The sequence below is a fragment of the Streptomyces chrestomyceticus JCM 4735 genome (assembly GCF_003865135.1).
Lineage (GTDB): Bacteria > Actinomycetota > Actinomycetes > Streptomycetales > Streptomycetaceae > Streptomyces > Streptomyces chrestomyceticus.
This window is the reverse complement of record NZ_BHZC01000001.1, coordinates 5,958,329-5,983,986: the sequence shown is the minus strand read 5'-3', so window position 1 is coordinate 5,983,986 and position 25,658 is coordinate 5,958,329. Positions and strand designations below refer to the sequence as shown.

Sequence of the window (25,658 nt, the reverse complement as noted above, 5' to 3'; positions counted from 1 at the left end):
ATTGCCGCCCCCGAACGGGTGTCGTATGCACGCATGACCGACATGCGCCACGACCCCGCACCGCTTGCATCAAGGGCCGGAAACGATTGGCATATTTTCAACGAGTCCGGGTAGCCGCGCGCCCATGGCTCCACCACAGGGGAACAGCTCAGGAAGAAACACCGCATCAGGGTTCCGCCGCCGCTCACTGCTCGCAGGAGCGGCGGCGCTGGGTTTGACGGGGGCGCTGGGGGCGACGGCCGGTTGCTCACAGGTCGACATCACCGGAGCTACGGACGGGGGACACCTACTCGATGATCTTCGCAGCAGGAAAGTCGTACGGATGGGCATCGCCAGCGAGCCGCCGTACGCGTCGATCAACAGCCAGGGGGAACTGACCGGCGAGGCGCCCGCCGTCGCCAAGACCATCTTCCAGCGGCTGGGGGTGGAGCGCTTCGAGCCGGTACCGGTCGAGTTCCAGGCGCTCGTGCCCGGTCTGCACTCCTTCCAGTACGACGTGATCGTGGCCGGCATGTTCATCAACAAGGCCCGCTGCCAGGCCGTGCTCTTCTCCGACCCGGACTACGAGTCGAAGGACGGCTTCCTCGTACCGAAGGGCAACCCCAAGAAGATCGCCTCGTACCGGGACGTGGCCGAGGGCGGCTTCCGGATGGGCACCGGCATCGGGTACGCGGAGATCGACTACGCGGTCGGCAACGGTGTCGCCAAGGGGAAGATCCAGACGTACGGCGACCAGATCGCCGGCCTGGAGGCGCTGGAGGCCGACCGCATCGACTGCTTCGCCGGCACCGCGCTGACCATGATGGAGGCGCTGAAGACCGGCAAGCACCCCAAGGTGGAGATGACCCACCCCTTCACCCCGGAGGTGGACGGCAAACCCCAGCGGGACGGCGGCGGTTACGGCTTCCGGATCGGCGAGACGAAGCTGCGGGACGCCTTCAACGGCGAACTGCACAACATGAAGAAGAGCGGCGAACTCCTGCGCATCGCCCGGCCCTTCGGGTTCACCGAGGAGTTCATGACCGACCTCACGGCGAAGGAGCTCTGTGCCCGGTGACCGGAGCCTTGTGGGAACTGTTCTTCAAAGGGGTGTGGATCACCGTCCAGTTGATGGTCTACAGCGCCGTGCTGGCCGCCGTCGTCGCCTTCGGCATCGGCGTGGCCCGCACCTCCCGGCTGTGGATCGTGCGCTTCCTGTCCGGTGTCTACGTGGAGTTCTTCCGCGGCACCTCGGCGCTGGTCCTGATGTTCTGGCTGTTCTTCGCACTGCCGCTGCTGGGCTGGCAGTTGGCCGGCCTCTGGGCGGGCACCCTGGCGCTCGGCCTGTCCTACGGGGCGTACGGCTCCGAGGTCGTACGCGGCTCTCTTCAGGCGGTGGCGCCCGCGCAGCGTGAGGCGGCGATCGCGCTGAGCTTCACGCCGTGGCAGCGGCTGCGCAAGGTCATCCTGCCGCAGGCCGTGCCGGAGATGATGCCGCCGTTCAACAACCTGCTGATCGAGCTGCTCAAGGGCACCGCGCTGGCCTCGCTGCTGTCGATCGGGGAGCTGACCTTCCAGGCCAAGCTGGCCCGGCTCTCCACCGGCCAGAGCGCCCAGGTCTACGGGATCATCCTGGTCCTCTATTTCGTGATCGCGTTCGTGGTGACCCGGATCATGCGCCTCCTGGAGCGCCGGGCCAAGGCGTCGATCGGCCGCGCGCCGGAGAAGTCCGGCTGGTTCTCGCGGCGCCTGCCGGTCGGCGGGCCGGGCCCGCAGGTGACCACCGCCCCCGGAGGTAAGCCGTGAACACCTGGTCGTGGGAGTACGTCGGCGACATCCTGCCGGACCTGCTCAGCGGGCTGTGGGTCACTGTGCAGGCGACGCTGCTCGGCTCGCTGGTGGCGTTCGCGCTCGGCCTGGTGTGGGCGCTGCTGCTGCGCTCGCCCAGCCGCTGGGTGACCTGGCCGGTCAGCGCCTTCGTGGAGTTCGTCCGCAACACGCCGCTGCTGGTGCAGTTGTTCTTCCTCTTCTTCGTCCTGCCGGGCTGGGGCCTGACCTTCGATCCGCTGACCACCGGCGTGATCGGCCTGGGACTGCACTACTCGACGTACACCGCCGAGGTCTACCGAGCGGGCATCGACGGCGTCCCGGAGGGCCAGTGGGAGGCGGCGACGGCGCTGAGCCTGCCGCGCCGGCGCACCTGGACCTCGGTGATCCTGCCGCAGGCGTTCCGCCGGGTGGTCCCGGCGCTCGGCAACTACGTCATCGCGATGTTCAAGGACACGCCGATGCTGGCCGCGATCACCGTCGCGGAGCTGCTCTTCCAGGCGAACAGCATCAGCGCGACGACCTTCGACTACATGGAGCCGATCACGGTGGTCGGCGTCCTGTTCGTCGTGATCTCGTACCCCACCTCTCTTCTCCTGCGAGTCCTGGAGCGTCGCCTTGTCCGATGACAGCACCCCCACCCAGTCGGCGCAGCCCGCGCCGCCCACGGTCGGCACCGCGGAGGACGGCCCCGAGCTGGTCCGCTTCGACCGGGTCACCAAGCGTTTCGGCGCGCACACCGTCCTGGACTCGCTGGACATGACGGTCTACGCCGGCAAGCACGTGACGCTGATCGGCCCGTCCGGGTCCGGCAAGACCACGATCCTGCGGCTGCTGATGACGCTGCTGAAGCCGGAGGAAGGGAAGATCAAGGTCGGTGACGCGTACCTGACCCACGAGGAGAAGAACGGCAGGCTCGTGCCGGCGAGCGAGAAGCACTGCCGGGAGGTCCGCAAGAACATCGGGATGGTCTTCCAGCAGTTCAACCTCTTCCCCAACATGAAGGTGCTGCGCAACATCACCGAGGCGCCGGTGCACGTGCTGGGCCTGAGCAAGGACGCCGCCGAGGAGCGGGCCCGCGGGCTGCTGGACCTGGTGGGCCTGACCCAGCACATCGACAAGTACCCGTCGCAGCTCTCCGGCGGCCAGCAGCAGCGGGTCGCCATAGCGCGCGCCCTGTCCATGCGGCCACAGGTGCTGCTGCTGGACGAGGTGACCAGCGCGCTCGACCCGGAGCTGGTGGCCGGTGTGCTGGACGTGCTGCGCGACATCGCGCACACCACCGACATCACCATGCTCTGCGTGACCCACGAGATGAACTTCGCGCGGGACATATCCGACTGCGTGATGATGTTCGACCAGGGACGGGTGATCGAGTTCGGGACGCCGGAGAAGATCTTCAGCGAACCGGAGAACGACCGCACCCGGGAGTTCCTGAGCGCGGTCCTCTGACGGCACGGGCCGCCCCGCGCGGGCGCCCGGGAGCGGCCGGCGGCCGCGTTCCGGACGCCCGCCGGGCGGCGTACCCGGTCTCCGCCACGACCCGGAATGACCTGGGCATATGCCGGTGGACCACGCCCCAGTACAGGTGCGTGGCCATCCCCCCTTTTCGGTCAAGACCCCCTCCGGCGGGCCGCTTCGGCCGCTATCGTGGTACGTGCCTCGCTGCCCGGGAACGGCCGGTTATGTTCGACGGTCGTGACCGCCGGCGACGGCAGCGACGCAAACGGTCACAACCTGCTAGGGGGACACCGTGGCGCTGAAGCCCGAGCCGACCGCGCCCTTCCACTCGGTGCAGTACGCCCTGCGCGTACTCGAAACCGTCGCCCGGCACGCCTGCGGTGTGTCGGACGTCCAGATCGCCCGCGAGACCGGCCTGCCCACCGGGCACCTCGCCCACATGCTGGCGATGCTGCGCCGCGAGGGCTATGTCGCGCAGGTCGCCGACGGTGCGTACGTCGTCGGCGAGTCGCTGGTCCTGCTCGGCTCGGGCGGCGGCCGTGAGGAGGCGCTGCGCGACAAGCTCCAGCGCACCCTGGTCGAGCTGCGCGACTCGGTGGGCGCGGCGGTCTACATCAGCCGCTACATCGACGGCGAGGTCAAGATCCTGCACTACGCCGACGGACCGCGGGCCCCCAAGGTCAACGAGTGGGCGGAATTCCGCCGGACGGCACATGCCAGCGCGGTGGGCAAGTGCCTGCTGGCGCAGTTGGACCACGACGGGCGGATGGACCACCTCTCCCGGCACAAGACCGCGCGCCTCACCTCCCGGACGATCACCAACGAGAAGGTGCTCTTCCACAAGCTGGACAGCCAGCCGCCGACCGTCCCGATGCTGGACCTCCAGGAGTACGCGGTGGGCACGGTCTGCGCGGCCGTGCCGATCACGGCGGGCTCCACGGTCGGCTGTCTGGCCCTGTCGCTCCCGCTGGAGCACGCCCACCGGCTGCGGCAGGCCGCCGACGCGCTGAACCGGCGGGCGGCCCCGGTTCTGCTGTCGCTGACGCTCTGATCCCGGGGCGCCGGGGGCTCCGAGGGGGCCCGGAGGGGCCTCGGTGCGGGCCCGGCCGGGCGGTGGTCGGAAGCACCCCTCCGGACCAGGTAGTATTTCTTTTGTCAGCGCGCGCCGCTAGCTCAGTTGGTTAGAGCAGCTGACTCTTAATCAGCGGGTCCGGGGTTCGAGTCCCTGGCGGCGCACCTGGGAGTGGGCCTCTCGGAGCACAGCTTCGAGAGGCCCACTCGTGTTTTTCCGTACCGTTCCGCCACTCGGTGCTCGACGTCTCAGTACTCGACGTCCGAGCAGGCGTAGAACGCGTTGGCGGTGTCGGCGATCGTCCAGACACCGACGATCAGGTGCCGTCCGCTCTTACCGCCGGGCAGGGTGCCCGGGTGCGAGTACGTGGTCGGCGGCTGCTGACCGTTGTAGGGGACGGTCAGGAACGGGGCTGGTTCCAGGTCCGCCCGGGTCAGGGGGCGGCTGGGGTTCCAGCCGTTCTTGGTGATGTAGTACCGGAAGTCCGTGGTGCGGTGCGGGGCGGTGAAGCGCCAGCGGAAGGTGTACGAGCCCGCGCTCACCTTGGTGGCGGGCCACTGGCCGGCGCGCGGGTCGTCCAGCTCCTTGAAGCGGCTGTTGCCGCCGGAGCAGATCTTGCCGTCGGCGGGTCCGCCGTTCGGGAAGCCCTTGGGGCCCTCGACGCTCTGCGGCTCCCACTGGATGGCGCCGCAGTTCTTCACCGTGCCGTTGGCGCACAGTTTCTGTCTGCTGACGGGGGCGTCGGTGTAGCCGTGGCTGCCGGCGCCGCCGGTCGACAGGACCGTCGCGCCGATGATGCCCAGTCCGACGACGGCCGCGCTGATCCTTTTGCGCATGCTTCGCTCCCGGAATGAGGGGGTTTCCTGCGAGCCGAGTGCACTGCGGTCCAGACCAACCAGCAGAATATTCCCGCCGGTCGGTGCTGCCTAGGGCCGGCGGGCCGACGGATGCGTACGGGCTGCGCGAGGGAGCGGGGCGCGAGGCCGGAGGGGGCCTCCCCGGAGGAAGGACAGGGAGGCCCGTGAAGGCTCCGGCGCCGGTTACGACAGGTTGACGTCGGAGCAGGCGTAGAACGCGTTGCCGGTGTCGGCGATGTTCCAGACCCCCAGGATGATGTGGTGGCCGGACTTCTGGGTGGGCACCGTGCCCTGGTGCTGCACGGTGGCGGCCGGCTGCCGTCCGCCCATCGGCACCGTCACGAACGGCTCGGGTTCGAGGTCGGCGCGGGTGAGCGGCTTGCTCGGGTCGTAGCCGTCCTTGGTGATGTAGTACCGGAAGTCGGTGGTGGCGTGCCGGGCCGTCAGGCGCCACTGGAAGGTGTAGCCCTGCCCGCCCCTGAGATTGGTGGCCGGCCACTTGCCGCCGCGCGGGTCGTCCAGCTCCTTGAACCCGCTGTTGCCGCCGGAACATATCTTGCCGTCGGCGGGTCCGGCGGCCGGGAAGCCCTTCGGGCCCTCGACGCTCTGCGGCTCGTACTGGATCGCGCCGCAGTTCTTGACGGTGCCCTTGGCGCAGAGCGCCTGACGGCTGGGGGGTGCGTCGCTGTAGCCGTGGCTGGAAGCGCTGCCCGTGGCGAACAGGGACACTCCGGCGATGCCGAGACCGACCACGGCAGCGCTGAGCTTCTTACGCATGTGGTGCTCCTGAAGAACGAGGGGGGTGTTCCATGAGCTGCTGACTTGCGTGTCGTGCGGTCTAGACCAAAAGGCAGAGTAGTGATGCCGCATGGACATGTCCAGACCAATAACAGGCGGACGGCCGGTTGCTCCTTCCGTACGGCCGCCCCAACAGCTCCCCCAAAATCACGCCACGGCGTCCACCCGGTCCGCGGCCGCGAACCCGCCCGGATGCGCGGCGCAGTGCACCAGCCCCGCGTACGTACGCCGCAGCGCGATCAGCGATTCCTGGGCCTCGCGGTAGACCGCGGCGTCCGGCCCCCCGCGGTGCGCGAGGGTGCGTACGGGCGCGCAGTGCCGGTCCAGAGCGGTCAGCCAGGCGCGCTGTCCGATCGGCAGATGGCGGCGCGTCTGGTGCCGGCCGCCCTCCCCCGACCGGCGCCCGCCCGTGCCGAGCACCGCGTCGGCCGCCAGGAACACCGGCGGCTCCAGCGCCCCCTGCTCCGCGAGCGCGCCCAGCACCGCGCTCTGCCGTGCGCAGGCCGGGGCCGCCCGCAGAGCCGCCGCCTCGCTCCGGAGCTGGGCGCGCAGCGCGTGCTGAATACGGATCAGGCGGCGCAGCGCCGTACCGGTGGACGCGTCTCCGGGGGCGCGCCCGGCGAGCGTCCCGGCCAGCCGGAGCAGCCAGATGCCGTGCGCTTCGAGCCGGGTGGTGGCCAGCATCAGCAGGTCCAGCCTGCCCAGCGGCTGCCCTTGCGGCGACCAGCGCACGACGGGGACCAAAGCCTCCGTACGGGCGAGCTGGTCGATGGGCAGGTGGCGGCGCGGCTTGCGCTCGGGTGCCCAGTTCTGGAGGGCCAGCGTGGGGAGCGCCACGAACTGCTGGTGGTCGATACGGTGCGCGACGGCCGCCCACAGGTCGAGGAAGGCGGCGTCGGCGGTGCGCGGGGAGGCGGGGGCGACCGGGTCCAGCGCGCTCCAGCCGCAGGCCGCCGCGATCACCGCCACCCGCAGGGACGCGGCGTCGGCGTTGCGCGGTGACAGCCGCGAGACCCGCTGCCGCAGCGCCGTCAGTTCGCCGTCCCGCGCCGCCCGGGCGACCAGGCCGCGGGCGGTCTCGGCGTCCGGTGCGGTGGCGGCCGCACCGGCCAGCTCGCTCAGCCCCGCCCAGGTGCCGGCCATGGTCCGTACGGGCGGCCGCTCGGGCAGGAAGCCGTGCGCTCCGGGCGTCCCTTCGGGGTGAGCTGGGTCAGGTATGCCGGCGCCCGGTGACGCCGGGCCGGGTATCGCGGGGTCCGGGCCCGCGGACGCTCCGCCGGGCGGGGCCGGAAGGGCGGTGGACGCTGTCGGCGGCATGACGGTCGGCCTTTCTGCAGGAGCGGGCCCGCGCGGCAGCGGGCGGCGGGCGGGTGACTGCGTGGTCAGCCGACCCGCCCGTACAAGGTGGGGCGGTAGGCGGCGAAGGACGAGATCCGGACCGACCGGCCGGAGCGCGGCGCCTCCAGGTACTGGCCGTCGCCGAGGTAGATCGCCACGTGGTGGACGCCGGACGAGGAGCCGTTGGTCGACCAGAAGACCAGGTCACCGCGGCGGAGCTGGGAGCGGGTGATCGGTTCGGCGGCGCGGTACTGCGCGTCGGCGACCCGGGGCAGCGAGATGCCCGCGCGCTGGTACGCCTGCTGGACCAGGCCGGAGCAGTCGAACGCGGACGGGCCGTTGCCGCCCCACGCGTAGGGCTTGCCGATCTGGGCCATCGCCCACCGGATGGCGGTCTCGGTGCCGTACCGGGTGGGGGTGCCCTTGCCGGCCCCGCTGCCCGGGGAACCGGAGTCGGTTCCGGCGTCGCTGCCTTCGGGCCCGTCGTCCCCCGGGCCGCCCTGCCTGCCGGTACGGGCCTCGTAGCGGTCCCGGTGGCTGGTCCACCACCAGCTACCGTCCTGCTGGTACCAGTACACCCGGTCGGCGGCGTCCCAGCCGGACCGGCCCCGGAAGGTGGGGTCGGGGTTGTGACCGCGCGCGCCCTTACCGGCCCGGGGCGCGGCCGGCGCCGTGGCGGACCTGTCGCCCGCGCCGCCCGCGTGCCGGGCGTACTTCGCGTAGTGGCTGGTCCAGCGCCACCAGCCGGTGGCGTCCCGGTACCAGTACTTCGTACCGTCCCAGCCCGCGTGGCGGGGCGCCGGTTCGGCGCCCGCCGTACCCGCCGCCGCGCCGACGAGCGTCACCGCGCCCACCGCCGCCGCGACCGCGCCCCGCACCGTGCACCGCGCCCGGCTGCCGCCGTGGCGCGCCGCGGACTCGACCGCGGCCCCGCCGCAGAAGGCGCATCCGCAGTCGGCCCCGACGACCTCGAAGAACTCCGGTGTCCGCATCCCACTGCCTGCCTCTCCGCTGTGTCAGTTCTTGCCGGCGGCGCTGCCGCGCGCCGTGTAGAAGGCCACGGTCAGGTCCTTGACCAGGGCTTTTCGTTCGTAGTCGTCCAGCTCCACCAGTCCTCTGCTGGTCAGCCGGCGGACGGTGTCGTCGACCGCGTCCACGACCGAGGTCAGCACGCTGTCGCGGTGCTTGGCGTCGATCGCCGCGATCTGCCGCCGCTGCATGGCCGCCGCCACCTCGGGCGCGTACTCGATCCGGGTGGGCTGGACGGAGAAGACCTCGATGCCGACCGGCCGGCAGTCCGCGGCGAGCACCTCGGTGAGGGCCTCGCCGACCGCCTGGGCGTCGCGCAGTGTCGGCGCCTCCTCGTGGAACGCGTCCGCCGGGAGCCGCGACAGCACCCGCGCCATCCCCGATTCCACCTGTTCCCGCAGGTAGGCGGTGTGATCTCGGACGGTGAGGAGGGCCCGTGCGGTGTCCCTGACCCGCCAGACGACGAGCACCACGACGCGCAGATGGATGCCTTCCGCGTCGACCGCCGGCATCGGCTCGCTGCGCCAGTGCCGCAGCCGTACGTCGACCCGGCGGCGCAGCACCAGCGGGCTGATCCACACCAGGCCGGTCCGGCGCACGGTGCCTCGGTAGCGCCCGAAGAGGGTGAGCACCCAGGCGCTGCCGACCCGCCCGCGGGCCAGTCCGCCGAAGGCGTACACCGCGACCACTCCGCCGAGACCGGCCAGGGCCCATTCCCACAGGTGGGGGGCGGGCCGGACGGCGATCTCCAGGCCCAGGGCCCGGACGACGGACGCGGGCAGCATGCCCCGCCACCAGAGGAAGGCGACGGAACAGGCGATCGCCAGGAAGCCGGCGAACAGGGCCAGCCAGCCGGAGAGGGAGAAGCCGCGCCGCTCGGCCGGGCCGGTGTCGTCCTCGGGGGCGGGGCGCACGGTGCCGCCGCGGAGTTCGCGGAACCACGAGGGTCTGCCGTCCGCGCCCGTACCGGGGTCCCCGTCCCGGCCGCCGGGAGCGGCGGCCGCGTCCTCCGTACGGGAGCGGCTGCCCGCGGCGGCCACCCCGAGCGCGCCGTCGACAACGGCGCGCTCCGCCGTGTCCAGCAGGTCGGTCGCGGCGGCGATACCGGCCACGGCGGCGTCGGCCCGGGTGACGCGGGCGGGTTCCCGGTCCGCCGGCGGGGCCGCCACCCGAGGCTGCTCGGTGGTGTCCGCCTCGGCGGTCCCGGTGCCGGTCTCCGGGTCGGCGCGGAAGAGCATGTCCATACGGATGCTGTCGCCGTGCCCGGTGGTCCGCAGGCGGGCGGACCAGGGGGGTGGTGCGGGTGGGTCCGTGGTGCCGGCCGCCGGGGCGCCACCGGCTGATGCCCCCTCAGCCTTCCTGCTCGTACCTGCCCCTGAGGAGCCGTCAGTACGAGCCTTCGCCGTTGCGCGCGCGGTCCCCTCCCCCACCCGGCCCGGCCCGCCGTGCTCCGCCCCCGGTCCCCCCGCCGCGTCGTTCCCGCTGTCCGCTGTCTCGGTCTTCGTCGCCATCGTGCGCTCCGTCATCGGAAGAGTCGCCGCCATGTCTCGGGGCCGGGGTAGCCGTCGGCGTCCCGGCCGGTCCAGCCCTGGGCCCGCTGGAACGCCTCGACGTTGCGGCGGTCCGCCTCCGTCCACCGGGGCCCGGGGCCGGAGCTGTAGTACTTGCCGAAACCCTTGCCCACCAGTTGCTTCCCGAGGCTGGTGACGTAGCTGTTGGACTGACCCGGCCGGAACCAGCCCCGGCCGGGGAACGCCGTCGCGCCCCCGCCGCCGGAGCCGCCGATGTCCCGGCCCACCCCGTTGACCAGGTACGACCAGGTCGCCGGGCCCGGGATGCCGTCCGCCTCGGCGCCGGTCCAGCCCTGGGCGCGCTGGAACGCCTCGGTGGCCCTGCGGTCCGCCTCGCTCCAGCGCGGGCCCGGCCCGGACGTGTAGAACCGGCCGCCGCCGCGCTCCACCAGCATCCGGCCGAGCCGGGTGACGTACGCGTTGTCCGCGCCCGGCCCGAATGTCCCCGCGCCGGGAAATGCCGAGCTGCCGCTGCCCGGGTCGCTGCCCGGATCGCCGCCCTCCGCGAGGCCGCGGTAGCGATAGGCGACATACCCCGCGGAATTGCTCCAATAGGCGTACGGCGTGGACCGTTTCACCGTGTGCGGCCGGGTCTGCTCGTACGCGATGTACCGCGTACGGGAGGAATCGGCCCAGCCGCCGAAAATGGTGGCGTGGGACCCGGCGCCCGGATTTCCGGGGTTGTGGAAGAGCAGCATGTCGCCGGGCCGCAGTTCGCTCTTCGTTATACGGATGCCGTACTGGGCCAGGCTTCCGGTCCACTGGTTGCGGCCGAGGTTCCAGGCCATCGAGATGAATCCGGAGCAGTCCTGGCGGTATCCGTCGGACCAGTAGCGACCCATGTTGTACGGGACCTGGGCACCGACCCAGCGCTGGGCCCGCGCGATGATCTCGTTCCGGGTGAGGGGCCGGGGCGCGGAGGCGGCCACGGCCCGCCCGCGCCCGCTGCCCGTCCCCCCGTACAGCCCGCTGACCTGCCCTTGCGGGGTCGCGCCCGAGGTCAGGGAGAGGGCCGGGGTGTCCGGCCGGGCGGTCCGGAGGTGGCCGGGGCCGTGGGCCACGGCGGGGGTGAGCAGGGTCCGCTCCCGGCCGGCCGGGGTGCCCGTACCGGTCCCGGCGCCGAGTGCCGCCGCTGCCCCGGATCCGGCAACGCCGCTGCTCAGGACCGTTCCGGCGGTCGCCATGAGGACCAGCGCCCGGCGCGCGCCGTGCGCGGCGGGGTGCCCGCCGTCCCGGACCGCGAGCGCGTGCTGGAGGGCGCGCCGCTCCTGGGCGCAGCCGCCGCACGGGCAGCCGCCCGCGGGGTCGAATTCCACGAATCCCGGCTCTGCCATTCCCGTTCCCCTCCAGGCTGGTTCCGTTCCCGTTCGCCTTCGCACCTGCCACAGCTTCTCAACTGGTAGGAGATATCGCATGTTGACGGGGCAACTGATGATCATCCATTACGAAAGCATACTCACAGACCAAATCGGTCATCCGGCTCGACGAAGGTCCCGAGATCACGGGACTTTCGCCCTGCCGGACCGCGGTATCCGGCGGGCGCCAACACTCCCCGGACGGACGCAAAAGCGGGTGACACAGGTCACACATTCGGCGGGCCTGGGGGGCCGGGCAGGTGGTCGGGAGCACCCCTGGAGTTCGTGTAAAGTTTTCTACGTCAGCGCGCGCCGCTAGCTCAGTTGGTTAGAGCAGCTGACTCTTAATCAGCGGGTCCGGGGTTCGAGTCCCTGGCGGCGCACGTCACACCGAGGCCCCTCGCAGTTGCGAGGGGCCTCGGTGCTTTTCCGGGCGGCCTTCCCGGCCACCGCCCCGCTCCCCCGTTTTTCCCGGCGCCGGGCCGGTGCATCGCTGGTCAAAACGGTGACCGGGGTGCACAGTCGCACAATGGCGCGCGACATCCAGGAGCGGATCAAGAAGCTCATCATCGACCGGCGGCTGGCCCCCGGGGCGCCGCTGCCCACCGAGACGGACCTGATGGAGCTGCTCGGGGTCAGCCGGAACTCCGTCCGCGAGGCACTGAAGGCGTTGCAGGCGATGGGCATCGTGGAGATCCGGCACGGCTTCGGCACCTACGTCGGACCGATGTCGATGGCCCCGATGACCGAGGGCCTGGCCTTCCGCACGGTGGCCGGCCACTACCGGGGCGAGGACAGCCTGCTCCAGTTGCTGGAGCTGCGCGAGGCGGTGGAGACCGGGCTGATCCCCCGGCTGGCGGGCCAGGTGCCGGAGGCGGCGCTCGCGGAGCTGGACGAGCTGGTGGAGCGGATGGCGGCGGAGGCCGCGGAGGGGGCGGTGCGGGCCGACACCGACCGGGCCTTCCACGCCGCGCTCTACCGGGGGCTGGACAACCGGCTGCTCAGCGAGGTGCTGGACGCGTTCTGGGAGGCGTTCCACCGCGTACGGACGGACCTGGCCGGGCTGGGGGCCGACCCCCGGGTCACCCACCGCCAGCACGCGGAGATCCTCGCGGCGGTACGCGACGGCGACGCGCGGCGCGCCGAGCAGGCCGTACGCAGCCATTTCGACAACATCCGGCGGCGGCTGAGCAGTTCGGGTCAGAAGTAATGCCCCCTCCGGCCCGACCCGTCCGGCAATGCACTCGCATGTCCGGTACACCCCGCGTTCCGCCCTTGCGATCAAGATATGAGCTTCGAGACCCTGACGGGATACTGGAGCCCAACTGAGCCTGTGCACGCTCAAGTTGGGGGACACACCGGTTGCGATGACTGTGGGAGTGGGGACCCGCCGCGCGGGAAGCGAGTCGCGGCGGGAGGCATGCAACCGGAAGGCGGCCGTGCTACGTCGTAGGCGTAGGCGGCCGACACCACTTGCGTCCGGGGCGGTCGAGGGGGCCGGAGACTCGGGCCTTGAGAAGACGGGCACGCAGCCAGCATGCGTGCCGGGGGGATGGACTCATGACGTCGCCGCCTACCGGCGCCCGGCAGGAGAACCAGTACGACCCGTCCGCGACGACGCGCCTGCGCCTGCCGCGCCATCACCGGCCGCGCCACCAGCCGCGCAGACCGCTGCCACGCTACGACTACGAGCACTACAGCCGCCTCGCCGGACCGCTCACCCAGCCCGACCCGGACCGGCCCTACCGGGTGCGCTACCGCAGCCTGCTGGCGGACGAACCGCACCGAATACGCGCGGCGTTGCTGCTCGGCGCCGCTCCCCTGGTCTCGCTCGGCCTGCTCGCCTGGCTGATGCAGCCGGCCCACTGGACCGAACGCGACCACCCCGTCCACGACTTCCTGCCGGCGCTGGACCTCGTCATGCTGGTCTCGATCGGGCTGATCGAGTTCTTCCGATGTATGAACGTGCTGTCCAACGCCCACGCCACCCTGGTGGCCCGCGACCCCATCCCGGTCGTCCCCGAACACGGCACCCGCGTCGCCTTCCTCACCTCCTTCGTGCCCGGCAAGGAACCCCTGGAGATGGTGACCAGGACGCTGGAGGCGGCCGTCAGGATCCGCCACCGCGGCCTGCTGCACGTCTGGCTCCTCGACGAGGGCGACGACCCGGACGTCAAGGCGGTCTGCGAGCGGCTGGGCGTCCACCACTTCACCCGCAAGGGCATCCCGCAGTGGAACCAGAAGAAGGGCCCGCACCGCGCGAAGACCAAGCACGGCAACTACAACGCCTGGCTCCAGGCGCACGGTGACGCCTACGACTACTTCGCCTCCGTCGACACCGACCACGTGCCGCTGCCCAACTACCTGGAGCGCATGCTCGGCTTCTTCCGCGACCCGGACGTCGGCTTCGTCATCGGCCCGCAGGTGTACGGCAACTACGACACGTTCGTCACCAAGGCCGCGGAGTCGCAGCAGTTCCTCTTCCACGCGCTGATCCAGCGGGCCGGCAACCGCTACGGCGCGCCCATGTTCGTCGGCACCTCCAACGCCGTACGCATCAGGGCGCTGCAGCAGATCGGCGGTCTGTACGACTCGATCACCGAGGACATGGCGACCGGCTTCGAGATGCACCGGCACCGCAACCCGGACACCGGCCGGAAGTGGCGCTCGGTCTACACCCCCGACGTGCTCGCGGTCGGCGAGGGACCCAACGCCTGGACGGACTTCTTCACCCAGCAACTGCGCTGGTCGCGCGGGACGTACGAAACCATCCTCAAGCAGTTCTGGAAGGCGCCCTTCACCCTGCCGCCGGGCAAGTTCTTCAACTACACCATGATGGTCATCTTTTACCCGATGTCCGCCCTGAACTGGATCCTGGCAGCGCTCAGTTGCGCGCTGTTCCTGGGGCTGGGCGCCTCGGGCGTCCAGATCGACCCGGCGGTGTGGATGATGCTGTACGGCAACGCCTCGGCGCTCCAGATCGGGCTGTACGTGTGGAACCGCCGGCACAACGTCTCGCCGCACGAGCCGGAGGGTTCCGGCGGCGTGGCCGGCATGGTGATGTCCGCGCTCTCCGCGCCGATCTACGCCCGCTCGCTGTTCGACGCGGCGCTGCGCCGCAAGAGCAAGTTCGTGGTGACGCCGAAGGGCGACTCCTCCAGCCCGGACACCCTCTTCGGCACGTTCCGGGTGCACCTGTTCTTCATCCTGGTCTTCGGGGCTCGCTGGTCGCCTCGTTCTGCTTCGGGCACAGCCATCCGGCGATGATCACCTGGGCCACGCTGGCGCTGCTGATCACGGCGGCGCCCATTGCCGCGTGGCGCTGGGGCACCCGGCGGGACCGGCGCGAGACGTCGCGGGGCGACCCGCCGGCGTCCGGTGGCGGATCCCAGCAGGCGGCGCATCCGCAGCGCCGGCCGAGCTGGGCGGCGGCCGGCGGGCACGATGCCCCCGGTGAGCCGGCGCACCGTACCGCCGGAGCCGACCGGACCGCGCAGACCGCTCTTGGGGGACGTCGCCCATGAAGTACCGTCCGAGCCGGCGCACCCGCAGAGTCGCGATCGGTGCGGCGGTGGTGCTCGCGCTGGCGGGGATGAACGGCCCGGCCCTGTTCGGGTTCGTCTCCGAGAAGTACCACGATTACAAGATCAACCAGCCTGAGTACAAGGCGGCGAACGGCCACTGGGACGTGGTGAACGTACCGCCCGAGTACAGGATCAACACGATTCACGCCGCGCTGCTGCACACCGGCAAGGTGCTGCTGGTCGCCGGGTCGGGGAACAACGCCAAGAACTTCGCGGCCAAGTCGTTCCGTACGGTCCTGTGGGACCCGGTGAAGAACACCTTCAAGAACATCCCCACCCCGAAGGACCTCTTCTGCTCCGGCCACACCCAGTTGCCGGACGGCAAGCTGCTGGTGGCGGGCGGCACCCAGCGGTACGAGAAGCTCGGCGGCGACGTGAAGAAGGCCGGCGGGCTCATGATCGTCTACAACGAGAACCCGGACGCGCCGAAGACGTTCCCCGCCGGGACGCTCTTCACCGGCAAGCAGAACGGCAAGACCTTCGCGTCCAAGGACCCGATCGTGGTCCCGCGCGCCAAGAAGAAGGCGGACCCGAGGACCGGCAAGGTCACCGTCACCCACAGCGAGGCCCGCGTCTACGTCGAGGCGCTCAAGGAGGGCCGAGCGTACTCCACCGGCGCCCAGGACAACTACCGCATCCACGGCCTGACCGGCGCCGACGCCCGCAACTTCTACGGCATCGCGCAGAAGCTCTCCTTCGACAAGAAGGACTTCCAGGGGATCAAGGACTCGTTCGAGTTCGACCCGGTGGCCGAGCGCTACATCCCGGTCGACCCGATGAACGAGGCGCGCTGGTACCCGACCCTGACCGGCCTGGAGGACGGCAAGGTGCTGTCCACCTCGGGGCTGGACGAGATCGGCCAGGTCGTCCCGGGCAAGCAGGAGGTCTACGACCCGAAGACGAAGAAGTGGACCTACCTGCCCAGGCAGCGCTTCTTCCCGACCTACCCCGCCCTCTTCCTCACCGACAAGGGACGGCTGCTCTACACCGGGTCCAACGCGGGCTACGGCCCCGACAACATCGGGCGCACCCCCGGCATCTGGGACCTGAAGACCAACAAGTTCCAGGTCATCCCCGGGATGAGCGACCCGGACGTGCTGGAGACCTCGATGTCCGTCCTGCTGCCGCCCGCGCAGGCCCAGCGGTACATGGTGCTGGGCGGCGGCGGGGTCGGCGAGGACCCCAAGGCCACCGACAAGACCCGGCTGGTGGACCTGCACGCCGACAAGCCGCGCTTCACGGACGGCCCGCCGCTGTACGCGAAGGCGCGCTATCCGAGCAGCGTGATCCTGCCCGACGACACGGTGCTCACCACCAACGGCTCCGGGGACTACCGGGGGCGCGGCGACAGCAACGTCCTCAGCGCCGAGCTGTACGACCCGAAGGCCAACACCTCGCGGGCGGTGGCCGATCCGCTGGTGGGGCGGAACTACCACTCCGGGGCGCTGCTGCTGCCGGACGGACGGGTGATGACGTTCGGCTCCGACTCGCTCTTCGCCGACAAGGACAACACCAAGCCGGGCGTCTTCCAGCAGCAGATCGACATCTGGACGCCGCCGTACCTCTACCGGGACTCGCGGCCGCAGCTCACCGACACCGGGCCGAAGACGGTGCGGTTGGGCGGCCGGGCCACGTACGGGACCGAGCACGCGTCCTCGATCAAGAAGATGCGGCTGATCCGGCCGGGTTCGTTCACGCACGTCACCAACATCGAACAACGGTCGATCGCACTGGACTTCAAGGTGACCAAGGACGGTGTCACGGTGACCCTGCCGAAGGACCCGACGCTGGTGCCGCCCGGCTGGTACATGCTCAACGCCGTGGACGACCAAGGCACCCCGTCCAAGGCGGTCTGGGTGAAGGTGCCGACGGCGTCCGAGGCCGAGCTGAAGGGGCTGGGGCTGAACTGAGCCGACGGTGCAGGGCGCTCCTGGATTCCCGGGGCGCCCGCACCGCCGTCCACCGACGGCTACTTCGTATTACGGGCCAGCTCCAGTGCGTACTCCGGCCACCAGTCGCCCGCCTTCGGGCCTCCCTTGCACGTGCCGTCGGACTCTCCGGGGCGCTTGATCCACAGGTAGGCGTCCACGAGCGGGTCGCCGGTCCGGGTCGTCGGTGCCGTGCCGAGGGCGCGGCCGGGCGGGTTGCACCAGTTCTCCGGGTCATCGCCGCCGGGCGCCGGGCCGTTGCCGTTGCGGCTGGTGTCGATGACGAAGTGCTTGCCGCCGAGCATCGAGGAGAGCCGCTTGCCGTACTTCCGGTTCTCCTCGGTGGTCTGGAAGTTGGAGATGTTCAGCGCGAAGCCGTCGGCGCGGTCCAGGCCGGCCCGCTTCAGGGGCTCGACCATACGGCCGGGGTCCTTGATCCAGTGCGGGTTGCCCGCGTCCAGGTAGACCTTGGTGTGCGGCAGCGCCTTGAGCTTGCCGACGGCCTCCGTCAGCAGGGCGTAGCGCTCCTCGTGGAACTGCTCGGGCGTGCACGCGTCCGCGATGTGCGGCAGGGCGTCCGGTTCCAGGACGACCGTGGCGGGGCGGTCCCCGATGCCCTTGAGCACGCCGTCCAGCCACGCGCGGTACGCGTTGCCGTCCGCCGCGCCGCCCTTGGAATAGCTGCCGCAGTCGCGGTGCGGGATGTTGTAGAGGACGAGCAGCGCCTCGCGGCCGGCCTGGGAAGCCGCCTCCGTGAAGCCGCGGGCCTCGCCCTGCGGGTCCTCGACGCCGATCCACTCGGCCACCGGCTGGGCGGCTATCTTGTCGATCTGCCGGGCGTCGTCGGGCTTGTCGTTCTTCGCGTAGGCGGCGGCCTGCTGTGCCGCCTTGCCGTCCGGATTCACCCAGTAGGGCACCGTGGCCTTGGGCTGCTGACCGGGTTTGGCCCCGGCCTTCCCCTCCCCTTCGCCGTCCCCGTCTCCGGACGACGAGAAGCACCCCGACACCAGCAGCAGCGCCCCCAACGCCGCTACCGTGCCGACCGCAGCGCGCCGGCGTGCGGCACGGCGCTCACCCGGGGGTTCGCCCCCGGATCCCCGAACATTGCCGTACATCCACTCCCCCCTCGGAGCACGGGACAAGACCGGTCGAATCCATCGTGGCACACGCCCCTCAACCCCAGGCCGGGCTGTGGACAACCTGTTACGGCGGTCCCGCCGGGCCGAAAACGGCCGTGCGGTGCACCACCGGTGCCCCACTTCCCCTAGGCGCCGCAACGGAGTCGTCCTACAGTGAACTTCAGTGTGAACTTCCTGTTGGTCACCTGGCCCCAGCCCCTGGCCGGGCACGTGCACGCGCCTGCGTACAGGCGCCCACGCACCTCCCGCCGGCGGCAGGGCAACTCCCGCAGTCCTGATACCCGGTGGTCGAGGACCGGCCGGTCGGCGGTTCAGGGGGAGCGAGCCGTCGGCCGGGACCGGTCGGTGCCGGGGCCGTGCCCAGCGGCTCAACTCTGCGGCGCGGGCGTGACCTTCGTGAGATAGGCGTGCACGACGACGTTGGCGCTGTAGGCGTCGCGCTCGCTGTCGTAGGTGCCGGCGCAGGTGATCAGCCGCAGTTCCGCGCGGCCCGGCAGGTGCGCGCCGTAGACCTTGCGCGGGACGAAGTTCCGGCGGTCGTAGATCTTGACGTCCTCGACGGTGAACCGCGCGGTGCTGCCGTCCTCTCTGCGCACGTCCACCGGCTGCCCCGGCTTGAGGCTGCCCAGGCGGTGGAAGACCGCGCGGCCGCTGGTCGTGTCGACGTGCCCGGCCAGCACCGCGGCGCCCGCCGTGCCCGGCTGCGGCCCCTTCGCGTACCAGCCGACGCGTCCGGGCGTGCGGTACGGCGGTGTGCCGACCGCGCCGGTGGCGTCCAGGCCGGTCTCCGTCACCTCCGCCCGTACGCCCAGTGCGCCGATCGCGACCTCGGTGGGGCGGCCGCCCGGGGAGGTGGCCAGGGGCGCGTGGGCGGCGGGCAGTTCCTGTTCGAGCGGGCGGCCGACGGCCGCGACGTCGCCGGTGGTGGGGGCCTTCGTGAGGTCTCCGCCGTCCGTCAGGTCCCGGCCCCACAGCCAGAGGCCCAGCAGCAGCACGGCCCACGCCACGCCGACGGCCATCCGGCCGCGGCCGGGCGGGTGCGGAGGGCGGCGGTCCGCCACCGGGTGGTCCTCAGCCCGCATCGCCGTCCCCCGATCCCTTGCGCCGGCGCCGCATCCGCAGTGCCTGCCCGGTGAGCGCGAGGAGCGCGCCGCCTGCCAGGACCAGGCCCACCGCATAGGCACCGTCGCCCTCGTAGCGCGCTGCGGTCCGTACGGCGGCGGTCCGGGCGAGGGTGGTGCGATCGGCGGCCATGTGGGGGTGCGGGTGCGGATACGACTGCGGGTGTGTCGCCGTCCAGCCGCCTCCTGCGCGTACCGGGGCGGACGGGGAAGCGGGCTCTCCGGGCCTGTCGGGGTCCGGTGCGGCGAGGGAACCGGAGGCCGAGGAGCCGACCGGGTCCGCGTCCTGGTCCCCGGGGGTGTCGGCGCCGTCGGCTGCTTCCGCCTCCGTACCGTCGCCGCCGTCCGCGGGTGTCGGGACGACCTCGAAGGAGCCCGCGGCGCGCCCGTCCTCGCCGTCGCAGTGGACGGAGACGGCGTACGTGCCGGGGTCAGCCGTGGAGCGTACCCGGGCGTCGCCCACCAGCCCGGCGGCGACGCCCGCCAGCGGTACGGCGTCGACGAAGGCGGCCGAGGTGGCCCGGCCGTCGCGGCCCGTGCAGCCGGTGACCTGGAGAGCCGCCTCGGTGCCCGGCGCGAGGGCGGACGGGGTGACCGCGACGGTGCCCGCCGTGGCGCCCGGCGCCCGGGGGGCGGACGCGAGCGCGGGCCCCGGCGTCAGCACCGTCACCGCCAGGGCGGCACAGAGAGTGAATCCCGGTGTGCGCATGGTGAACCTCCGAACACTTCCGAAGGTCCGCCCGGCGGCCCGGTTCCGCATCCCGGGCGGGGCCGCGGCTGCGCCGTCCGGGTGAGCGGCCGGGCTCGGACGGCGCGGACCGGGAGCGGCGCGCCGGCCTCAGGGGCCCGGCCGCGCCCCGGTCACACCAGGTCGACGAGGTCGGCGATGGAGTCGACGACCCGCGACGGCCGGAACGGGTGGCGCTCGATGTCACCCCGGCCGGTCAGCCCGGTCAGCACCAGGAACGTCTCCATGCCCGCCTCCAGACCGGCCAGCACATCGGTGTCCATCCGGTCGCCGATCATCGCGGAGGTCTCGCTGTGCGCGCCGATGACGTTCAGGCCGTGCCGCATCATCAGCGGGTTGGGCTTGCCGACGAAGTACGGCTCGACGCCCGTCGCCTTGGTGATCAGCGCGGCGACCGAGCCGGTCGCGGGCAGCGCGCCCTGTGCCGAGGGGCCGGTCTCGTCGGGGTTGGTGGCGATGAACCGGGCGCCGTCGTTGATGAGCCGGATGGCCTTGGTGAGCGCCTCGAAGCTGTACGTACGGGTCTCGCCGAGGACGACGTAGTCGGGCTCGTGGTCGGTGAGGACGTAGCCGATGTCGTGCAGCGCGGTGGTCAGGCCCGCCTCGCCGATGACGTACGCGGTGCCGGACGGCCGCTGCTCGTCCAGGAACTGGGCGGTGGCCAGCGCGGAGGTCCAGATGGACTCCCAGGGCACGTCCAGGCCGATCCGGTTCAGCCGGGCGTGCAGGTCGCGCGGGGTGTAGATGGAGTTGTTGGTCAGGACGAGGAAGGGCTTGCCCGATTCGCGCAGCCGCTTGATGAAGGCGTCGGCACCGGGCACCGGGATGCCCTCGTGCATCAGGACCCCGTCCATGTCGGTCAGCCATGACTCGATCGGCTTGCGCTCTGCCACTGCCGGTCTCCCGCCGTGCGTGTCTGCCAGGGGCGCCGGCCGTGCCCGCGCCGTCGCGGGACCCGTACGCGCCGCGCACCCCGGCGGGTGACCTGCGTCTCGTACGTATGGCCGACGCCCCCAGCCTAAGTCAGCCACCGCGATCTTGACCCCGCCGAGCGCCCCGGCCGGGCCCCGGCCCCGGTGGCGGGGTCAGCTACCCGTCGCCGTCTTCCAGGCATCGAGGTAGGTGGACAGGTTCTTGTCGATGTCGTTCCAGTCCGGGCGGAAGATGTCGACACCGTCCATGATTTTTGCCAGCTCGGTGGCGTTGCGGTCGGTGGGCCGGATGTCCGTGCGGGCGGCGAATCCGCCGCCGACCGCGGAGACCTGCTTCTGCACCTCGGGCGAGAGCAGATGGTCCAGGAACTTCTTCGCCTGCGCCGCGTGCGGGGCGTTCCTGACCAGCCCGGCCGCGTACGGGAGCGCGAAGGTGGACGGCTTCGCGCCGGGGCGGGCGGCCGGGAAGAAGATGCCCTGGTGCGGCATGGACTTCATGTTGGCGTAGTTCATCTGCACGTCACCGTTGGCGACGAGCAGTTCCCCCTTGTCGGTCTTGGGGGCGAGCTGTCCGGTGGAGGAGGACGGGCCGACGTTGTTGGCCTGGAGTTTCTTGAGGAACTCCATGGCGGGGCCCTGGCCGCCGAAGTCGTGCAGGGCCTGGACGACGACCGCCGTACCGTCCCCGGCGACGCCGGGCGTGGAGTACTGGAGCTTGTTCTTGAAGCGCGCGTCCGTCAGGTCCTGCCAGGTGCGGGGAGGCTGCTGGAGCTGCTGCTTGTTGTAGATGAAGCAGAAGTAGTTGTTGACGACGGCGGTCCACCTGCCGCCCGGGTCCTTGTCCGCGGCGGCGACCTGCTCGGAGCCCTTGGGGCGGTACGGCTCCAGCAGCCCCTTGCCGGCGGCCTGCTGCACGAACGGCGGCAGCGTCACGACGATGTCCGCCTTGGTGTTGGCCTTCTCCCGGACCAGCCGCTGCACGGCGGCGCCGGAACCGCTCTCGACCAGGTTGATCTTGATGCCGGTCTTCTTCTCGTAGTCCTCGAAGACCCGGTCGTAGAAACCGTCGCCCCGCTCACCGCGCAGGCCGTCGGCGCTGTAGACGGTGATCTCCCGGGCATCGGCGCGGGAGACGCCGCCGCAGCCGGTCAGGGCGGCGCCGAGGACCAGGGTGCCGCAGACGGCGGCGGCGGTCGGCTTGAGGGGGCTGCGCATGACGTGTCGTGCTCCTTGAGATGGCAGGGGGGCGGGCCGGGGCCCGTCAGCGGTACGCGGCTTTGGTGCGGATACGGGAGACGGCCAGCAGGACGAGCAGCGTGGCGGCCAGCAGCGTCACCGCGAGCGCGGCGCCGGCGAACAGGGCGCCCCGGTCGGTGGTGGCGAAGATCCGTACCGGCAGCGGCGTCCAGTCCGGCGGGTAGATCATCATCGTGGCGCTCAGCTCGCCCATGGACAGGGCGAAGCACAGGCCGGCGGCGGCGGTCAGGGACGGCAGCAGCAGCGGCAGTTTGACCCGCCACAGGACGTAGGCCGGGCGTGCGCCGAGGCTGGCGGCGCTCTGTTCGTACGCCGGATCAAGGCGGGCCAGCGCGGCCGTCACGGACTGGTACGCGAAGGCGGTCACCAGGACCGTGTGCGCGACGACCACGATCTGCGGGGTGCCGTTCAGGAGCAGCGGCGGCCGGGAGAAGGCGACCAGCAGCGACAGGCCCACGACGACGGACGGCACCGCGACCGGCAGCACGAACAGGCCGTCGAGGACGCGGCGGGCGCGCGGCCCCAGCCGCTGGGCGGCCAGCGCGGCCCAGGTCCCGGCCGTGAGCGCCAGCAGGCTCGCGGCGACGGCCGTGACCAGGCTGGTGGCCAGCGCCTCCAGCGAGTCGCCGCGCGCGATGTCCTGGTAGTGCGCCGTCGTCGGGCCGGACGGCAGGGCCCCACTCCAGTTGCTCGCGAAGGACGCCGCGACGACCACCAGCAGCGGCAGCGCGAAAATCGGCAGGAAGAGGACGAAGAAGACGGTCCAGACGGCCCGTCGGGCCCCTTTGCTATGCACGAGCACGGCGGCCGGCACCTCCCGCTGTCGGTGTACGGGCCCCGCCCGCCCGTGCGGCCACGGTCCGGTACAGGGCGTAAAGGGCGACGGACAGCACGATGTTGACGACGGCGACGACGCACGCGCCCGTGTAGTCACCGTCGAGGATGGCCTTGGTGTAGACGAGCACCGGCAGCGTCACCACGTCCTTGGCGCCGGTGAACAGCACGATCCCGAACTCGTTGAGCGTCAGCACCAGGACGAGCGCGCCGCCCGCCGCCAGCGAGGGCAGCGCCTCGGGCCAGATCACCTTCCGTACGATCCGGGCCGGCCGGGCGCCGAGCGACGCGGCGGCCTCCAACTGCCCGGTCTCCACCTGGGAGAAGGCCGCGAGCAGCGGGCGCATCACGAAGGGCGTGAAGTACGTGATCTCGGCGAGGAGCACGCCCCACGGGGTGTGCAGGAAGGCGAACGGCCCGGCCGCGGCGCCGGTGGCGTCCGTCCACACTCCGTTGGCCAGCCCGGCCGTGCCGTACACGAAGAGCAGGGCGAGGGTGATCAGGAAGGACGGGAAGGCGAGGAAGACGTCGACGAAGCGGCTCAGTGCCCGGCTGCCCGGGAACGGTACGAACGCGATCACCAGCGCGAGGACGAAGCCGAGCAGCAGACAGCCGGCCGTCGCGCCGACGGCGATCAGCACGGTGTTGCCGAGCGCGTCCTGGAAGGACGCCTCCGCGAAGACCTGTGCGTACGGGGCGGTGGACGGCGGGCCGCCCTCCTCGCCCGTGAAGGACTGCCGTACGACCAGGGCCAGCGGGTAGAGGAAGACGAGGGCGAGGGCGGCGAGCGGGGGCAGGGCCCAGAGGAGCGGTGCGAGACGCGCGGTCCGGCTTTCCGCATTCCGGCTGCCCAGGCCCCGGCTTTCCGCGTCCGTTCCCGTAGCTCGGTCTCCCGTGCCGCTTCCCGCGCCCTGGGGCGGCGCAAGGGTCTCCGGCCTACTCATCGGCGGTGCTCCCCGCCCCGGCCGGCAGCAGCACCGCGTCCTCGGCGGCGAAGTGCAGGACGACCTCGGCGCCGGGCTCCGGAGTGGCGCGCAGCTCCCGTACGTCCGCCATGACGCGGTGCCCGGCCACGTCCGCGTACACCCGGTGGGTCGCGCCGCGCCACTGCACCTCGGTGACCCGGCCGTGCAGCGCGTTGGGCCCCTCGCCGAGTCCGACGAGGTGCGGGCGTACGCAGAGCGTGGCGGACGCGCCGGGGGCCGCGCCGTCGGCGGGGGTGACGGCCAGCCGCGTACCGGCGAAGTCGGCCGTGCCGTGCGGACCGGCGGTCACCGGCAGCAGGTTGGCGTTGCCGACGAAGGAGGCGGTGAACTCGGTGCGCGGGCGACGGTAGAGGTCCTGCGGGGTGCCGCAGTCGCGCAGCCGCGCCCGGTCCATGACGGCGATACGGTCCGCCAGCGTCAGCGCCTCCACCTGGTCGTGGGTGACGTACAGAATCGACACGTCCGGCAGTTCGCGGTGCAGCCGGGCCAGTTCGGCGAGCATTCCGGAGCGCAGCCGGGCGTCGAGGGCGGACAGCGGCTCGTCCAGGAGCAGCACTCCGGGCCTGATGGCCAGCGCCCGCGCGATGGCGACGCGCTGCTGCTGCCCGCCGGACAGCTCGCGGGGATAGCGCCGCGCGTACGCGGCCATGCCGGTCATCTCCAGCGCCTCGGCCACGCGCGCGGCGGTCTCGGCGCGCGAACCGGTGCGTCCGCGCCGCGCCTTGAGGCCGAACGCGACGTTGTCCTCGACGCGCAGGTGCGGGAAGAGCGCGTACTGCTGGACGACCATGCCGATGCCGCGCCGGTGGGGCGGCAGTCCGGTCATGTCCCGGCCGCCGATCAGCACCCGCCCCGCACACGGCCGGACGAAGCCGGCGACCGCCCGCAGCGCGGTGGTCTTGCCGGAGCCGGACGGGCCGAGCAGGGCCATCACCTCGCCCGGTTCGACGGTCAGGTCGAAGTCGTCCAGGACGACGTTCCCGCCGTACGCGACGGAGACGTGGTCGAAGCGGATGCCGGAGGGGGTGGGGGCGGCTGCGGGAGCGGGGGCCGTGGGGGCGTCGTCGCGGGTACCGGTGGCGGCACTCATACAGGACGCTCCGGCCGCCGGCCGTCGTGCGGCGCTTCCCCACCGTCGAGTCCGTCGAGCAGCGCGGGCAGTCCGGCCACCGAGCCGAGGACGTGCGTGGCGCCCGCGTCGCGCAGCGCCGCTTCGTCATGGGCGCCGGTCAGGACCCCGGCCACGACCGAGGCACCCGCCCGGCGGCCGGAGCGCATGTCGTACGAGGTGTCACCGGCGACCGCGATCTGCCGTACGGAGTCGGCGGCGCCGGTCCGCAGCAGCGCGGCCAGCACCATGTCCGGGTACGGCCGCCCGCGCCCGCCCGCGTCGGCGGGGCACAGGGTCAGCGTCACCAGGTCCCGCCAGCCCAGCGCGTCCAGGATGGCGTCCTGGGTGACCCGCGCGAAACCGGTGGTCAGCACGACCGTGCGGCCCGCGTCCTGAAGGGCCTCGACGGCCTCCCGGGCTCCGGGCAGGGGCACGATCCGCCCGCCGTCGACCAGTTCCCCGTACGCCTCCTCGAAGGCGCTGTTGGCGCGCCGCGCCAGCTCCTCATCGCCGAACAGGTGCCGGAAGACGGAGATCTTCGACTCGCCCATGGTGGCGCGGACGTACGCCAGGTGCTTCTCGTGCTCGGCGCTGCCCGGTACGACGCCGAGCCGCCCGGCCGCCGCGCCGAACGCCTGCTCGACCAGCCCGCCGTCGGCCACCGTCGTGCCCGCCATGTCGAGCACGACCAGCGAGATCCGTGCCCGTTCCGTGGTGTCCACCGTCATCAC

22 protein-coding genes, 2 tRNA genes and 1 pseudogene are annotated in these 25,658 nt (G+C 71.9%); 10 read left to right on the top strand and 15 right to left on the bottom strand.

Annotated features, from left to right (window positions below):
- The first annotated feature begins 124 nt into the window (after positions 1 to 124).
- From ehuB to EJG53_RS25955, 6 genes are all read left to right on the top strand, one after another.
- Complete coding sequence (gene ehuB, locus EJG53_RS25980) at positions 125 to 1,057, top strand: ectoine/hydroxyectoine ABC transporter substrate-binding protein EhuB (protein ID WP_167515165.1); 933 nt, start codon at positions 125 to 127, stop codon at positions 1,055 to 1,057.
- A complete protein-coding gene (gene ehuC / locus EJG53_RS25975; RefSeq protein ID WP_125046815.1) occupies positions 1,054 to 1,785 on the top strand; it encodes an ectoine/hydroxyectoine ABC transporter permease subunit EhuC in 732 nt (243 codons plus the stop codon). Before ehuB ends, ehuC begins: the two co-directional genes overlap by 4 nt.
- Entirely contained in the window at positions 1,782 to 2,435 is a 654-nt protein-coding gene (ehuD, locus tag EJG53_RS25970) for an ectoine/hydroxyectoine ABC transporter permease subunit EhuD (protein WP_125046813.1), read from the top strand. The genes ehuC and ehuD overlap by 4 nt, the downstream gene beginning before the upstream one ends.
- On the top strand, positions 2,425 to 3,258 hold the full coding sequence (gene ehuA, locus EJG53_RS25965; protein ID WP_125046811.1) for an ectoine/hydroxyectoine ABC transporter ATP-binding protein EhuA: 834 nt from the start codon (positions 2,425 to 2,427) through the stop codon (positions 3,256 to 3,258). The genes ehuD and ehuA overlap by 11 nt, the downstream gene beginning before the upstream one ends.
- A gap of 301 nt (positions 3,259 to 3,559) precedes the next feature.
- A complete protein-coding gene (locus tag EJG53_RS25960; RefSeq protein WP_031011220.1) occupies positions 3,560 to 4,318 on the top strand; it encodes an IclR family transcriptional regulator in 759 nt (252 codons plus the stop codon).
- Positions 4,319 to 4,429: 111 nt separating this feature from the next.
- Positions 4,430 to 4,503, top strand: a tRNA-Lys gene (locus EJG53_RS25955).
- 84 nt (positions 4,504 to 4,587) lie between these two features.
- Here EJG53_RS25955 and EJG53_RS25950 read toward each other — a convergent pair.
- The 6 genes from EJG53_RS25950 to EJG53_RS25925 form a co-directional block, all read right to left on the bottom strand.
- Positions 4,588 to 5,175 (bottom strand): lytic polysaccharide monooxygenase auxiliary activity family 9 protein, encoded by a 588-nt coding sequence (locus EJG53_RS25950; protein ID WP_125046809.1) that lies wholly within the window; start codon positions 5,173 to 5,175, stop codon positions 4,588 to 4,590.
- A gap of 204 nt (positions 5,176 to 5,379) precedes the next feature.
- Positions 5,380 to 5,973: a lytic polysaccharide monooxygenase auxiliary activity family 9 protein gene (locus EJG53_RS25945; protein ID WP_125046807.1), complete on the bottom strand. Its 594-nt coding sequence runs from the start codon at positions 5,971 to 5,973 to the stop codon at positions 5,380 to 5,382.
- 168 nt (positions 5,974 to 6,141) lie between these two features.
- Entirely contained in the window at positions 6,142 to 7,137 is a 996-nt protein-coding gene (locus EJG53_RS25940) for a hypothetical protein (protein ID WP_244955340.1), read from the bottom strand.
- Positions 7,138 to 7,376: 239 nt separating this feature from the next.
- Positions 7,377 to 8,324 (bottom strand): C40 family peptidase, encoded by a 948-nt coding sequence (locus EJG53_RS25935; RefSeq protein WP_125046803.1) that lies wholly within the window; start codon positions 8,322 to 8,324, stop codon positions 7,377 to 7,379.
- Between the two features lie 24 nt (positions 8,325 to 8,348).
- The gene (locus EJG53_RS25930; protein ID WP_125046801.1) at positions 8,349 to 9,605 is read right to left on the bottom strand and encodes an SPFH domain-containing protein; all 1,257 of its coding nucleotides are present in this window, start codon (positions 9,603 to 9,605) and stop codon (positions 8,349 to 8,351) included.
- Positions 9,606 to 9,883: 278 nt separating this feature from the next.
- Entirely contained in the window at positions 9,884 to 11,266 is a 1,383-nt protein-coding gene (locus EJG53_RS25925) for a peptidoglycan-binding protein (protein ID WP_125046799.1), read from the bottom strand.
- 330 nt (positions 11,267 to 11,596) lie between these two features.
- On the opposite strand from EJG53_RS25925, the gene EJG53_RS25920 reads away from it, so the two are divergent.
- The 4 genes and pseudogenes from EJG53_RS25920 (at position 11,597) to glxA (ending at position 16,781) form a co-directional block, all read left to right on the top strand.
- Positions 11,597 to 11,670, top strand: a tRNA-Lys gene (locus EJG53_RS25920).
- Between the two features lie 146 nt (positions 11,671 to 11,816).
- Positions 11,817 to 12,497 carry a FadR/GntR family transcriptional regulator gene (locus EJG53_RS25915; protein WP_125046797.1) on the top strand — a complete coding sequence of 227 codons (681 nt, stop codon included), beginning with the start codon at positions 11,817 to 11,819 and terminating at the stop codon, positions 12,495 to 12,497.
- 350 nt (positions 12,498 to 12,847) lie between these two features.
- A pseudogene (locus EJG53_RS25910) lies at positions 12,848 to 14,811 on the top strand (glycosyltransferase family 2 protein).
- Entirely contained in the window at positions 14,808 to 16,781 is a 1,974-nt protein-coding gene (gene glxA / locus EJG53_RS25905; protein ID WP_125046795.1) for a radical copper oxidase GlxA, read from the top strand. The pseudogene EJG53_RS25910 and the gene glxA overlap by 4 nt, the downstream one beginning before the upstream one ends.
- Before the next feature lie 59 nt (positions 16,782 to 16,840).
- Here glxA and EJG53_RS25900 read toward each other — a convergent pair whose 3' ends face one another.
- From EJG53_RS25900 to EJG53_RS25860, 9 genes are all read right to left on the bottom strand, one after another.
- A complete protein-coding gene (locus EJG53_RS25900) occupies positions 16,841 to 17,914 on the bottom strand; it encodes a glycoside hydrolase family 6 protein (RefSeq protein ID WP_125046793.1) in 1,074 nt (357 codons plus the stop codon).
- A gap of 392 nt (positions 17,915 to 18,306) precedes the next feature.
- Positions 18,307 to 19,020: a class F sortase gene (locus EJG53_RS25895; RefSeq protein WP_125046791.1), complete on the bottom strand. Its 714-nt coding sequence runs from the start codon at positions 19,018 to 19,020 to the stop codon at positions 18,307 to 18,309.
- Positions 19,010 to 19,768 (bottom strand): hypothetical protein, encoded by a 759-nt coding sequence (locus EJG53_RS25890; protein ID WP_125046789.1) that lies wholly within the window; start codon positions 19,766 to 19,768, stop codon positions 19,010 to 19,012. The genes EJG53_RS25895 and EJG53_RS25890 overlap by 11 nt, the downstream gene beginning before the upstream one ends.
- A 152-nt stretch (positions 19,769 to 19,920) precedes the next feature.
- Positions 19,921 to 20,700 (bottom strand): HAD-IIA family hydrolase, encoded by a 780-nt coding sequence (locus tag EJG53_RS25885; protein WP_031012488.1) that lies wholly within the window; start codon positions 20,698 to 20,700, stop codon positions 19,921 to 19,923.
- Between the two features lie 192 nt (positions 20,701 to 20,892).
- A complete protein-coding gene (locus tag EJG53_RS25880) occupies positions 20,893 to 21,954 on the bottom strand; it encodes a 2-aminoethylphosphonate ABC transporter substrate-binding protein (RefSeq protein WP_125046787.1) in 1,062 nt (353 codons plus the stop codon).
- 46 nt (positions 21,955 to 22,000) lie between these two features.
- On the bottom strand, positions 22,001 to 22,798 hold the full coding sequence (locus EJG53_RS25875; protein ID WP_125046785.1) for an ABC transporter permease: 798 nt from the start codon (positions 22,796 to 22,798) through the stop codon (positions 22,001 to 22,003).
- The gene (locus EJG53_RS25870) at positions 22,785 to 23,774 is read right to left on the bottom strand and encodes a 2-aminoethylphosphonate ABC transporter permease subunit (RefSeq protein WP_244955339.1); all 990 of its coding nucleotides are present in this window, start codon (positions 23,772 to 23,774) and stop codon (positions 22,785 to 22,787) included. The genes EJG53_RS25875 and EJG53_RS25870 overlap by 14 nt, the downstream gene beginning before the upstream one ends.
- Positions 23,767 to 24,906: an ABC transporter ATP-binding protein gene (locus EJG53_RS25865; protein WP_174856456.1), complete on the bottom strand. Its 1,140-nt coding sequence runs from the start codon at positions 24,904 to 24,906 to the stop codon at positions 23,767 to 23,769. Before EJG53_RS25865 ends, EJG53_RS25870 begins: the two co-directional genes overlap by 8 nt.
- Complete coding sequence (locus tag EJG53_RS25860; protein WP_125046783.1) at positions 24,903 to 25,655, bottom strand: phosphonatase-like hydrolase; 753 nt, start codon at positions 25,653 to 25,655, stop codon at positions 24,903 to 24,905. The genes EJG53_RS25865 and EJG53_RS25860 overlap by 4 nt, the downstream gene beginning before the upstream one ends.
- Positions 25,656 to 25,658 lie beyond the last annotated feature (3 nt).